The organism is Frankia sp. BMG5.60 (assembly GCF_059428125.1).
In genome coordinates this window covers 4209748-4222257 of the sequence record NZ_CM182091.1, presented here as the reverse complement: position 1 = coordinate 4222257, position 12510 = coordinate 4209748, and the positions used below count along the sequence as shown (strand labels likewise).

At 72.9% G+C, this 12510-nt stretch carries 11 protein-coding genes and 1 riboswitch; of the genes, 8 read left to right on the top strand and 3 right to left on the bottom strand.

What is annotated here, in order from left to right; translation table 11 throughout:
* Positions 1-4 precede the first annotated feature (4 nt).
* A riboswitch (cyclic di-AMP (ydaO/yuaA leader) is annotated at positions 5-182 on the bottom strand.
* Between the two features lie 356 nt (positions 183-538).
* Both AC5R91_RS17195 and corA read right to left on the bottom strand, forming a co-directional pair.
* Complete coding sequence (locus AC5R91_RS17195; protein ID WP_011601890.1) at positions 539-922, bottom strand: hypothetical protein; 384 nt, start codon at positions 920-922, stop codon at positions 539-541.
* A gap of 417 nt (positions 923-1339) precedes the next feature.
* Positions 1340-2512, bottom strand: a complete 1173-nt coding sequence (gene corA / locus AC5R91_RS17190) for a magnesium/cobalt transporter CorA (protein ID WP_495392373.1) — start codon at positions 2510-2512, stop codon at positions 1340-1342.
* Positions 2513-3171: 659 nt separating this feature from the next.
* On the opposite strand from corA, the gene AC5R91_RS17185 reads away from it, so the two are divergent.
* Both AC5R91_RS17185 and AC5R91_RS17180 read left to right on the top strand, forming a co-directional pair.
* Positions 3172-3891 carry a PhzF family phenazine biosynthesis protein gene (locus AC5R91_RS17185; protein ID WP_495392372.1) on the top strand — a complete coding sequence of 240 codons (720 nt, stop codon included), beginning with the start codon at positions 3172-3174 and terminating at the stop codon, positions 3889-3891.
* A gap of 44 nt (positions 3892-3935) precedes the next feature.
* On the top strand, positions 3936-5693 hold the full coding sequence (locus AC5R91_RS17180; protein WP_495392371.1) for a DUF4139 domain-containing protein: 1758 nt from the start codon (positions 3936-3938) through the stop codon (positions 5691-5693).
* 153 nt (positions 5694-5846) lie between these two features.
* Here the strand turns inward: AC5R91_RS17180 and AC5R91_RS17175 are convergent, their stop codons facing one another.
* Positions 5847-6203 (bottom strand): hypothetical protein, encoded by a 357-nt coding sequence (locus tag AC5R91_RS17175; RefSeq protein ID WP_495392370.1) that lies wholly within the window; start codon positions 6201-6203, stop codon positions 5847-5849.
* A 203-nt stretch (positions 6204-6406) separates the two neighbouring features.
* Here AC5R91_RS17175 and AC5R91_RS17170 point away from each other — a divergent pair, with 203 nt between their 5' ends.
* From AC5R91_RS17170 to AC5R91_RS17145, 6 genes are all read left to right on the top strand, one after another.
* The gene (locus tag AC5R91_RS17170; protein ID WP_495392369.1) at positions 6407-7228 is read left to right on the top strand and encodes a hemerythrin domain-containing protein; all 822 of its coding nucleotides are present in this window, start codon (positions 6407-6409) and stop codon (positions 7226-7228) included.
* 191 nt (positions 7229-7419) lie between these two features.
* Positions 7420-8658: a PP2C family protein-serine/threonine phosphatase gene (locus AC5R91_RS17165; RefSeq protein WP_495392368.1), complete on the top strand. Its 1239-nt coding sequence runs from the start codon at positions 7420-7422 to the stop codon at positions 8656-8658.
* Positions 8659-8831: 173 nt separating this feature from the next.
* Positions 8832-10547 (top strand): sensor histidine kinase, encoded by a 1716-nt coding sequence (locus AC5R91_RS17160; RefSeq protein ID WP_495392367.1) that lies wholly within the window; start codon positions 8832-8834, stop codon positions 10545-10547.
* Positions 10544-10984, top strand: a complete 441-nt coding sequence (locus AC5R91_RS17155; protein ID WP_495392366.1) for a response regulator — start codon at positions 10544-10546, stop codon at positions 10982-10984. The genes AC5R91_RS17160 and AC5R91_RS17155 overlap by 4 nt, the downstream gene beginning before the upstream one ends.
* Positions 10985-11221: 237 nt before the next feature.
* Complete coding sequence (locus tag AC5R91_RS17150; RefSeq protein WP_495392365.1) at positions 11222-11881, top strand: TIGR03085 family metal-binding protein; 660 nt, start codon at positions 11222-11224, stop codon at positions 11879-11881.
* Between the two features lie 102 nt (positions 11882-11983).
* Positions 11984-12463 (top strand): NUDIX hydrolase, encoded by a 480-nt coding sequence (locus tag AC5R91_RS17145; RefSeq protein ID WP_495392364.1) that lies wholly within the window; start codon positions 11984-11986, stop codon positions 12461-12463.
* Positions 12464-12510: the final 47 nt, after the last annotated feature.

The following is a 12510-nucleotide window of genomic DNA, read 5'->3' as shown; positions in this document are numbered from 1 at the left end:
GGTGTATTCCTTCCCGTACGCCTGCGAAGTGAGCTGTCGGGTTCGGGCTGGGCTGCCCGGTCCGAGGCGTGGCCTTCACGCACATCGGACTTGACCCCGAGGCCAGCACCGCGGGTCGGTGTCGGCCGGTGGAGGTGGGTCCCCCGCTCCTGCCCCAGATGACGACTCGGAGGGGACACCGTGGCCGGGGGCAGGATTCGGCGTTCGGCCCGGTGTTGTCGTGACGTCGGCGTGAGACTAGTCCACATTGACCGGGTGGGTAAACACTAGTCCTTCCCAACTACAGCGAGTGTGCACCGAAGTGCCCCTTGGCATGGCACTCGGTCCGACCCGTACCGGAGGCCACCGCGGCGGCCTCATCGGCCGCCGGAACCGGGTATGGCCTGCGGTTCCGCCCTCGCCGCGAGGGTCGGTGCGGAAGGCCGGCCCGACGCCGACGGAAGCCCCGGCCCGCCCCGGTCGCTCCGGTCGAGCACCATTCGATTACGTCATGTAGTCGAACGGGTGGGGGTACCGGTATCCCCGGTCGGACGCGGGCTCACCGGGCCCGGCCGCGCCGGGTCAGGAATCCGGCCGCGTCGAGCACCTGGAGTTCGACGGCGAGCTCGTGGACCTCGCGGGGCAGGGAGCGGTGGTGGGCCAGAGCGGCCACGGCGGCGCGGGCGTGATCGGCGAGTTCGTCCAGCGCGTGCTGGCGCTGACGCATGCGGGCCCGCTCCTCCTGGATCGTGCGGACGGTGTCCTCCTGCCAGCGCCGGGTCCGGATGAGGTGCTCGCTGGCGTCGGCGGCCTGGCGCTCGGCGTCCTCGAGCCGGTTCAGCAGCGCGTCGAGGGCTTCGAGTCGCCCGGCGAGCTCGGCGATCAGGTCGCCCCGCTCGGGCAGGATGGCGGTCTCTCGCCGCTGGGGGTCAGACGAGGGCATGTACTCCCCTGACGGGTGGGGGATCGGGGAACCGCTCCGAGCGGTGGGCACAAGACCCGGTTGCTCCGACACGGTTGGTTACGGTAACCGACGGGGAGGGCCGGGTGTAACCCATCGTACGGATACGTCATGGCAGTCAACTGATAGCGAAAATGAGCTATGGACCGGCTACCCTTGCCAGGTTTTCGAGTGCATAGCACGCCCTGTGTTGTTTGTGGGCCCTTTCGCCCGATTCGGGGACCCCTGTCACCCAACGGATCGGCGCCGTCGGGGTAGGAGTCGCCGGCCGCCCCGTTCGGGTCGTCCTCGCGTCCAGGGTGTGATGGCCGGCCGGGCGCCAGCCGGCCCCACAACTTCTGTGACGTTGAGTAACGGCAGGGCTGGCGTCGAGGGAAAGTACGGCGGCCGTCGGCGGCGCTAGAGCCAGCCGTTGCGTTTGAATGCCCGGTACAGAAACAGGCATGCCGTCGCCATCACGGCAAGGACCGCCGGGTAACCCCAGGTCTGGCGCAGTTCGGGCATGTGCTCGAAGTTCATTCCGTAGATCCCGGCCAGGGCCGTGGGAACGGCGGCGATCGCGACCCAGGCGCTGATCCGCCGCATGTCCTCGTTCTGGGCGATCGTCACCTGGGTCAGGGTGGCCTGCAGCACCGACGACAGCAGCTCGTCGAAGTGTTCGATGCGCTCGCTGACCTGCTCGAGATGGTCGGCGACGTCCCGGAAGTACCGCCGCATCGCCGCGTCGACCAGCCGCAGGCCGTCCGTCGTGAGCGTGCGCAGCGGGCCGGCCAGCGGCTGGACGGCGTGCTTGAGCTCCAGCAGCTCGCGCTTCAACTGGTAGGCGCTTTCCGTGGACGGGATCTGGTCGCGCCGGAACACGCCGGCCTCGATCTGGTCGACGTCGACCTGGATCTTCTCCACCGTGTCGACGTAGTTGTCGACGACGCTGTCGCAGATGGCATGCAGCACCGAGGTCGGCCCGTGCCGAAGCATCTCCGGGGCGGCCTCGAGCCGGCCCCGCAGCCTGGTCATCTCCCCGTGCTGGCCATGCCGCACCGTCACCACGAAGTCCTCGCCGAGGAAGATCATGATCTCGCCGGTGGTGACCACCTCGGAGGTACCCGTCACCTCGGTGTGCGCCACGTAGCTGGCGGTCTTGAGCACCACGAACAGGTGGTTCTCGTACTGCTCCAGCTTGGGCCGCTGGCCGCCGGTGACCGCGTCCTCCACGGCGAGCTTGTCCAGGCCGTACTCCTGCGCGATGGCGGCGAGCTGGTCGTAGCTGGGCTCGAACAGGCCCAGCCAGGCGAAGCCGTCGCGTTCGGTCCGCGCCACCCGCAGGGCGTCAGAATGATCGACCTCCATCGTCACGCACCGTCCGTGGCTGTAGACCCCGCACGCCATCACCCGGCCGTCGGGCGTCACCGGCAGCTCGACCCGCCGCGCCCGGCGGCGCTTGCGGCCGACCCGGACCAGCGACACCGGCCGGCTCAGCGCGCCGGCGAGCCGGTGCGCGTTCGCCGACGCCTGCCCCAGGGCGTCCTCCAGGGCGTCGAGCACCGGATGCTCGCCGCCCACCTGGCCGGGCACGCCCGGCTGGTCGGATCGCCCCCTGCCGGTCCCGGCCGTTCCGCCGCTGCCCCTGCCGCCGCCAACCGTGCCGCCGCCGGCCGCTGCACCGCCGGCCGTCCTTCCATCGCCTGGCCCGCCACCGGCTGTCCCGCGGCCGCCTGATCCCGGGTGATCGCCCGGTTCCGCGCGCATCGGCTCCGCGCTTGCCGCGTCGTCTCGCACCATCGCCTCTTTTCCCGTCGCCCACGTTGCCAGTTGCCCTCGTTCCCGAGTTGCCTCGTTCCCGAGTTGCCCTCGTTCCCGAGTTGCCTCGTTCCGAGTGCCCACGTTCCGGGGTGCTCACGTCCTCGGGCGCTCAGGTGACCCGTCGCCGGTCTTCGGCCGCTCGAGCGCCCGGCCGCCCACAGTCGGTGGTCGCCGAGCGTCGCCGCGATGCGCCGGGCGGCCCGCGCGCCGCGGGGTCTCTCCCTCCATGGTGACAAGCCGGACCCGGCCGCCGGACGTGAGCCGCGGCTCGGCCCCGGACGCGGCGGCGCGGGGACTGTGCCAGCGTGAGCACGAGGGCCGGCATCGGACGACGAGGGCCGGCACCGGGCGACGAAGGCCGCACCGGGACGACGAAGGCCGGCACCGGATGGACACCGACGGCCTCGCCGGCCGACCCACGGGAGGAACAGGTGAACGAGCTCGAGGTTCGCGTGCTGCGGGTGTTCGCCGACGAGACCGGAGCCGGGGGGAGCCTGCTCGCGGTCATCCTCGACGCCGGAAAGCTGCTCGCGGACCCCCGTGATCGCGCCCTGACCGCGCACCGCCTGGGCACCCCGGCCACGGTCTTCGTCGACGACCCGGAGCAGGCGGACCTCGCCGTCTACACCCCTGATCGGCAGCTACCGACCGCCGGCGATGCGCTGGTGGGTGTGGCCTGGCTGTTGGGCCGGCTGCTCGGCGGACATCCCGAGACCCTGCGGCCGGCGGGCGGCGACGCGGTGAGCTGGCAGGAGGACGGTCGGGTGTGGATTCGCGGCGCGCTCGCCGCCGTTCCCCCCTGGGCGCACCGCCAGCTCGCGGACGCGGCCGAGGTCGACGCGATCGACCTGCCACGCCCACCCGGCGACGACCTGATGCAGGTCTGGGCCTGGCTGGACGAGACCGCCGGGATCGTCCGGGCCCGCGCCTTCGCCGAACGCCACGGAGTGGCGCAGGACGAGGCATGCGGCTCGGCGTCCATGCTGCTGGCCGTCGCGCTCGGGCGGCGGCTGACGATCCGGCACGGCGCCGGTTCGATCGTGCTGGCCCACCCCGGCCCGCCGGGGTTCGCCGACGTGGGCGGCCTCGTGGTCGAGGACGAGACCCGCGTCGTGTCCGATCTTGACGAGTTCCTCGCCGTACCAGGCTGATCCGCGGCACGGCAGGGGCGGTCCGCGCACTAGGCTGATCGGTCATGGTGACCGACGACCTGCCGCAGCCCGTGCGACTCGACGCGCCGATCGCCGCGGTCGCCATCCACCCCCGGGGGGCCCGGATCACCCGGCGGGGCCGGATCAGGCTGCCCGCTACTGCCGGCGACGGGTCCGCGGGGGCGGGCGTCCGGGTGGAGCTGGACGGCCTGCCCTGGGAGCTCGCGCCGGACTCGGTCCGCGTCGGCGGCCGGGGACCGGGCCGGGTGCTCGGGGTCGACGTGGTCGCCCGTACGCACCCGGAGCCCGCCGACACCGCCGGCGCGGATCTCGCCGCGCGTCGGCTCGCGCTGGCCGCCGAGCTGTCCATCGTCGCCGACGAGGATGACGCCGAGCAGGCACGGCGGGGCTTCCTCGACATCGCGGCGCGCACCGGAGCCGCCGCCCTGGCGCGGTCCTGGGCCTCGACCTCCGGTGCCGCCGAGGGGTTGGCCGCTGCCGAGGACCTGCTCGCGGCCCGGATCGGCGAGGTTCACGCCCGCCGCCGCGCCCTCGCCGAGCGCCGGGCCGACCTCGAACGGCGGATAGCGGCGCTCGAGCGGACGATCGAGGCCCGGCAGGCCCCCCGTGTCCCGGACACCCGCTCCGTCGTCGTCGACCTCGATCTCGACGCCGATGCCGATACCGGCGCGGATATCAACACCGGCGCGGACATCGATACCGGCGCGGACATCGACACCGGCGCGGACATCGACACTGACGCGGACATCGATCTCGACGCTGGCGACGAGGCCGCCGGCGAGGGGGCCGAAGTCGAGCTGGAGGTGTCGTATCTGGTCCCGACCGCGGGCTGGCGGGCCGGCTACGACGCTCGCCTCGACGGGGAGCGGGTCACGTTGACCTGGTTCGCCTTGATCACCCAGCGCAGCGGCGAGGACTGGCCGGCTACGGCCGATCTCGTGCTCTCGACGGCCCGCCCGGCCGCACACGCGGAACTGCCCGAGCTCACCCCCCAGTTCGTGGACCTGAGCCAACCGCCGCCGCCCCCGCCACCGGCCGCGGCCCCGACGACGGCGATCTTCGCCGCCGGTGGGACGCCGCAGGGCGGGTCCCGAGGCCGGGCGAAGGCGAAGCAGGTGAAGGTCCTGAGGACGGCGGTGGCCGACGAACCGGAGATCGACTTCGCCGGGTCCGCGACGTACCGGCCGCCCCGGCGGGTCGCGATCCCGGCCGACGGCGACCGGCACCGCCTCACCGTCGCGGAGATCGAGTTCGACGCCGCCCTCGATCATCTGACCGTCCCCAGGATCTCTCCCGACGCCTACCTGCGGGCCACCATCACCAACACCTCGCCGCACACCCTGCTGCCCGGCAAGGTCTCGATCTTCCACGGCGGGGACTTCGCCGGCAGCGGCACCATCGGCACGGTGCCACCAGGGGCCGAGGTCGAGCTGCATCTCGGCGTCGACGACCGGGTGCGGGTCGAGCGCGAGCTGGTCCACCGCGCCACGGGACGCCGCGTGGTCGGCGGCAACCGGCGGATCGAGGCCGGCTACCGCATCGAGGTGACCAACCACACCCCCCGGCCGGTCCGGACGGTGGTGCGCGACCAGATCCCGGTCTCCCGGCACGAGAGTGTCACCGTCCGGGACTTCCAGGCACGGCCCGAACCGGACGAGCGGACCGACGTCGGCCTGCTGTCGTGGACGCTTGCGCTCGGTCCCGGCGCGACCGGGCGGGTGGAGTTCTCGTTCCGGCTGGAGCATCCTCGCGGGGCGGAACTGACCGGCTGGCGCGACTGAGCCGCCAGACGGGCAAGGCCGCCCCGAGAGGCAGTGCCAGTCGGAGAAGGCGATGCCGGTCGGAGAAGGCGATGCCGGTCGGAGAAGGCGATGCCGGTCGGAGAAGGCGATGCCGGTCGGAGAAGGCGATGCCGGTCGGAGAGGCGATGCCGCTCAGGCGGTCGTGTCCGCCGGGGCGCGCAGCCGGCGGGTCCACGCGCCCTCGACGATCTCGCCGCGGGCATCGATGATCGCCCAGTCGACGACGTCGGCGCTGCGGATGCGCAGGGGCCGGCCCATCCGGATGTGCGCCACCGACGGGTGCGCGCCGTCGTTCAGGCTGCGCCCGCCCAGCAGGGCCCCGTGCTGCCAGTTGGACACCAGGGCCCAGGGCCATTCAGCCCCGTCCGGGACCGCCACCTGATGGCGGACGATCAGGTTCCCAAGGGGCGGAAGGTCATGGCCGAGAAACCGGCGCCGGACGTCGGCGAGGCGCGAGCGGGCGGCGAAGACGGCCTGGTCCCGGGCCATGGGGACATTACTGCCTACCATGCCCGCAATAGTAGTGGAATCCTTCCTTACGGTAGGCATCGGTGTGGGCGACCGGCACCTTTTGTGACGCTCTCGGTCCCGTTGCGTGAGGACCGTCGGGATGCGGCCCCGGTCGTGAAGGCGTAGCTTCACAGTGCCGGTAACTCTCCGCTACGTTTCGACCCATCATGGGTGAGGTGATCATGGCTGAGACGTTGACGACCCTGGTGGACGCGGCGCACGAGGATGCCGTCCATCTCCTTGAACTGTCCCGCGACGACCGCGACGCGGCAGACCCCCCGGACGCGACCACCGATCCGCGCCAGGCGCTGCACGCCAGCGACGCGGCGGTGGCGGCCGTCTCGGCCCACCTCAGTGCGATGGAGGCAGTCGTCTACCCGGAGATGGCCCGCCGGGTGCCGGGAGGCCGGGCGCGGGTCGCGGAGCTGGGCCGGCTGGCCCGCCGGTGCTCGTCGGTGATGCGCGGCATCGAGCAGTACGTGCAGGGGGACCTCAATCGCCCGGCGGGCAGTGTCGCCAGTCTGCGGCGAGACCTCGCGGCGCTGCTCGCCGAACACGCGAAGGCGGAGGACGGGCTGCTGCGTGAGCTCACCGAACGGCTCTCCGACGCGGACCGCCAGCACCTGCTCGACCGCTTCGCCGACGCCATGCGCCACGCCCCGACCCGGCCCCACCCGCATCTCGGCCACGGTGGGATCTTCGGCGGCAGCCTGGCGGTCCGGCTGCTCGGCAGCTTCGATCACCTGCTCGACGTGATGGATTCGCGCGAGGTGGCCGGCGCCCCGGTGCGGGCCCCCGCGCCCGCCGGGTTGTGGGGCTGGTATCTGCTCGGCCGGCCCACCTCGCCCGCCCCGGAGTGGCCACCGGCGGATCAGCCCGCGCCGCCAGCCGACCAGTCCCAGTCGGAGTCCCGGACCGCGTCCGCGTCCGCATCCGAGACCGCGTCCGGGCCCGAGACCGCGTCCGGGCGCTCCCCCGCCCGCGGGACCGGCCCGCGGCGCTGAGCCCGGCGGCGCTCGCCCATCCCGGGGCCCGGTGTGGTCGGCCCCCGGCTCTCCGGCGGATCGAGCACCGCATGGCCTAACTCGATGGTGAAATAGTCCTAACCTCGCTCAGGTGGCGGCCGTGGCGCACGGCGCGTTCGGCGTTCCGCTGCGCGCGTTCGCCCATGGACATGCCATGCTTCGGGTCCAGGATGGGCCTAAATGGCCCGCGTGTCGTGCACTGCCGAGGAGATGTGTCAGGAACCGAGAGCACCGCGGTCCGGGTGCCAGGAACGGAACCGGCGGATGTGGTCTGGCCGATACTCCTCGTCGAGGACGATGATGCGGACGCCTTCCTGGTGTCCGAGCTGCTCGACGAGGTTGCGGCGCCGGTCGAGTTGACCCGGGTGCGCACCGTGGCCGAGGCGGTCCGCCGTAGCGAGCAGGTCGCCTGCGTGCTGTTGGACCTCGGGTTGCCGGACAGCGAGGGTCTCTCGGCGCTGCGCCGGCTGCTGGCCGTGGAAGCGGGCGCGCCGGTCGTCGTGCTCACCGGCCTGGTCGACGAGTACCGGGGCGCCCAGGCGGTCGCCGCCGGCGCCCAGGACTACCTCGTCAAGGGCCAGGTCGACGGGCGGAACCTGGTGCGCGCCGTGCGTTACGCGATAGAGCGCAAGCGGGCCGACACGGCGGCGCAGGCGCTGCGCGAGTCGGAGCTGCGAGCCGACGAGCGGGCCCGGCTCGAACGCGGGCTGCTGCCCCGTCCGCTCTACGACGACCGCCGGCTGCGCCACGCCGCCCGCTACCGGCCCGGTCGACAGCAGTCGCTGCTCGGCGGTGACTTCTACGACATGGTTTCCACCCCCGACGGGACGGTCCACGTGCTGCTCGGCGACGTCTGCGGGCACGGCCCGGACGAGGCCGCCCTCGGGGTCAGCCTGCGCATCGCCTGGCGCACCCTCGTACTGGCCGGAGTGGCGGAGGCCGACCGGCTCGGGTATCTCCAGCGGGTGCTGGTCAGTGAACGCGAACACGAGGAGATCTTCGCCACCGTCTGTGCCCTCTCGATCGCATCCGACCGGGGCTCGATGCGGATGCGGCTGGCCGGCCACCCGCCGCCCGCGCTGCTGCACCCCCGTCTTGCCGCGCTGCCCGGTGACGTCGTCGGGCCGGCGCTGGGCATCCTCGACGAGGATCTCACCGAGGAGGTGCTGGTCGAGCTCGGCCCGCGGTGGGTACTGCTGCTGGCGACCGACGGCCTGCTCGAGGGCCGGGAGGGGCCGGGCGGGGAGCCCCTCGGCTGGGAGGGTGTGCTGCCCGAGATCGCTCAGCTCTGGCCCCCGGACGGGCCGGACGGCCTGCTCAACAGCCTCATCGACCGGGTCGAGGCCCGCAACGGCGGCCCACTCACCGACGACGTCGCCCTGCTGCTGCTGATGTGGGGGGCCGACTGATGACAGTGCCCAGTGGGCCTTCCGGCCCGGACGGCTCTTCCGAGCCGAACGGGCCTTCCGACTCGAACGGCCCTTCCGACTCGAACGGCCCTTCCGACCCGAACGGCCCTTCCGGCCCGAACGGGGCGTCCGGGCGGACCGGGTTCGGGTTCGGGTTCGCTCGGAGCTGGCCGTTGCGGCGCCGGCTCGGGGTGACCTACGCGGTCGCGGCGGCGGCGCTGCTCATCATCGTGGGGCTGGTCGTGTCGTCGCTGGTGCGGCTGGACAACGCCATCCACACCCGCAGCGACATCATGGCCCCGGCCCTGCTGGGCTCCGCGCAGCTCGTCAGCAGCCTGGTCGACCAGGAGACCGGCATGCGCGGCTACCTGCTCCAGGCCCGCGAGGAGTTCCTCGAGCCCTACGACTCCGGCCGCCGCGACGAGAGCGTCCAGCTCGCCGACCTGCGACGCCGCCTCGCCGACCGGCCCGACCTGTTCGGGAAGCTCACCACCCTTCAGGACCGGATCCGGGCCTGGCACCGCGACTACGCCGACCCGGCCATCACCGCCGTCCGCAACCGGGGGCCGAAGGCGGCGACGCTGCTGTCGCCGGAGCTCGGCAAGCAGCGCTTCGACGCGGTTCGCGCCGCGTCCGACGACCTGGAGTCGGCGCTGCGGGCGAAGGCGATCAAGGCCCGGGGCAACGTCGGCGAGGCGCTGCGCTTCCTTGTCCTCTCCCTGGCGATCGGCGCGCTGGTCCTGATCGTCCTGCTGGCGGCGATCGCGCGGGCGTTGCGGGTGTGGGTCACCCGGCCGATCGAGCAGGTGGCCGGCGACGCGCGCATCGTGGCCTCCGGCCGGCTGGACCACGTGGTCGAACCCGCGGGGCCGCCCGACATGGTCGCGCTGGCCAGCGACGTGGAGTCGATGCGCCAGCAGCTCCTGGGCGAGCTGGGGGTCGCGCGGGCGGCGCGCATCGCGGTGGAGACGCAGGCCGAGGTGCTGCAGCGGTCCAACCGTGACCTGGAGCAGTTCGCCTACGTCGCCTCGCACGACCTGCAGGAGCCGCTGCGGAAGGTGGCCAGCTTCTGCCAGCTTCTGGAGCGGCGCTACGGCGACAAGCTCGACGAGCGGGGGACGCAGTACATCGCCTTCGCCGTCGACGGCGCCAAGCGGATGCAGCAGCTCATCAACGACCTGCTCGCCTTCTCCCGGGTCGGTCGGACCACCGAGGGCTTCGTCGACATCCCGCTCGGCGACGTCCTCGGTCGGGCCACGACCACCCTTTCCCTGTCGATCGAGAGCCTGCAGGCCGAGGTCACCGCGGACGAGCTGCCCGTCGTGCGGGGTGATCCGGTGCTGCTCACCCAGTTGCTGACGAACCTGATCGGCAACGCGCTGAAGTTCCGCGGCGACGAGGTCCCGCGCGTGCATGTCAGCGCCGTCGAGCGGGCAGAGGACTGGGAGTTCGCCTGCGCGGACAACGGCATCGGCATCGACTCGGAGTACGCCGAGAAGATCTTCGTGATCTTCCAGCGCCTGCACGGCCGGGACGTGTACGAAGGCACGGGCATCGGGCTGGCCCTGTGCCGCAAGATCGTCGAGTTCCACGGTGGCAGGATTTGGCTGGACGCGACCGTGGATCACGGCACGACCTTCCGGTTCACCCTGCCGAAGCGGTCCCTGTTGGTCTCGTCCGAGCCGGCCGCGCTGGTCGGCGCCGTCGAGGCCGCCGGCCTGTCGTCGCCGTCCGCGTCGTCGCCGTCCGCGTCTCCGCCGTCGGCGGCACCGCCGTCGGCGGCACCGGCGTCCGCGGCACCGGCGTCCGCGCAGGAACCGCCCGCACCCGCCCCGTCCACCCCTGACCCCGACCCCAGCAGCGCAAGGCCGACCGGAGGATCATCGTGAGCGAATCGCTCGTCCCTGTCGAGGTGCTTCTCGTCGAGGATGATCCCGGCGACGTGCTGATGACCCGGGAGGCGTTCGAGGACCACAAGCTGCGCAACCACCTCAACGTGGTCAGCGACGGCGTCGAGGCGCTGGCCTACCTGCGTGGCGAGGGGGAGTACGCGGGCGCGCCCCGCCCCGACCTCATCCTGCTCGACCTGAACCTGCCGCGCCGAGACGGGCGGGAGGTGTTGCGCGAGGTCAAGGGCGACGAGCGGCTACGGCGGATCCCGGTGGTGGTGCTCACGACCTCCGAGGCGGAGGAGGACGTGCTGCGCAGCTACGACCTGCACGCCAACGCCTACATCACCAAGCCCGTCGACTTCGAGCGGTTCGTGGCTGTGGTGCGCCACATCGACGACTTCTTCGTCACGGTCGCCCGCCTGCCCGGGCAGTAGGTCCGCCCCGCCCGCCGCCCGCGGCCGCACCGCCGGGCGGCACGGCGCTGGTGGGACATCTCACCGGTGACGCCGGTGGCATCGGTGCGGTGGCCGGCCGCGAGGTGGATGACCTGCCGGGCGGCGCTTCTCCCGCCGCTCCCGGGCGGTCCCGCACGGGGCAATGGTCGGGGAATCGGTGTGCGGCGCCAGTCGCGGTGCGCCCCGCCACGGCCGGTGTCGCCTAGAGTGCGGCTCATGGCGACCGGACCGGAACCCGCCCAGCGCCGCGCCCGCGCGCAGCGGCAGGCGCTCGCGGATCTGCTCACCGACCTCGGCCCGGGTCATCCCACCCTCTGCACCGGGTGGACCAACCACGATCTGGCCGCGCATCTCGTCACCCGGGAGCGGGTGCCCTGGGCCGCACCCGGCCTGGTCATCGGCAGCCTGCACGGCATCACCGAGCGGGCCGAGCGTTCCACCATGCGGGCCCACTCCTATCCCGAGCTGGTGGAGACCTTCCGGGCCGGGCCACCGTGGTGGCAGCCGACCCGCCTCGGGCTGATCGACGATGCGGCGAACTTCGTCGAGTTCTTCGTCCACGCCGAGGACATCCGCCGCGCCGACGCCGGCTGGGAGCCGCGGAAGCTGGACGACACGAGCCGCGACGCGATGTGGATGGCCCTGCGGCTGATCGGATGCGCCGGGTTCCGCCGGGCCGGTGTCGGCGTCGTCGCCGAGCGCACCGACCGGCCGGGCCGGCGCACCCTGCACGCCGGCGAACCGACCGTGGAGATCATGGGGCCGCCGGAGGAACTCGTCCTCTACGCGTTCGGGCGGGCCGAGGCCGCACGGGTCGAACTGCGCGGCGCCGACGACGACGTCGAGCTCCTGCGCGCCACCCCCGTCGGCATCTAGCCCGCTCCCGGCGGTAGGTGGCCGGCGGCGATTCGCGCCACATCGAGGGGTCGGGGCGTCGATGGGAGCTCGTGCGGGGGTTCGGGCTGCGAGGCTGGCGGGATGGCCCCGCAAACCCGCCTGGCCGCGCGGGTCGTGCTCGTCGACCCCTCCGACGCGGTACTCCTGCTCCGGTCGCACGATCCGACCCTCGACGACGCGCCGCAGTGGTGGCACGTGCCCGGCGGCGGCCTCGACGCGGGGGAGAGCGCCGAACAGGCCGCGGTGCGGGAGGTGTTCGAGGAGGTCGGTTACCGCCTCACCGACCCGGGCCCGGCGGTCGCCACCCGCCGGGCGTCGTTCACCTTCCTGGGCCGCACGTTCCAGCAGTTCGACACGTTCTTCGTCGCTCGGGTCCCGAACCGCTTCGAACTCGACTCGTCGTTCTGGACGGAGACCGAACGCGGGTCCATCCTCGGCTGGGCCTGGTGGACCGTGCCCGAGCTGCGGGCGACGGAGCAGACGGTGTATCCGACGCGCCTGGTCGGCCTCGTCGAGGGCTGGCTGCGCTCGGGACCGCCGGCGACGCCGATCCGACTGTGACGGGCGGCGTCGGGTGACGGCGCGGCGCGGGGTCACCGCGGCGCGCC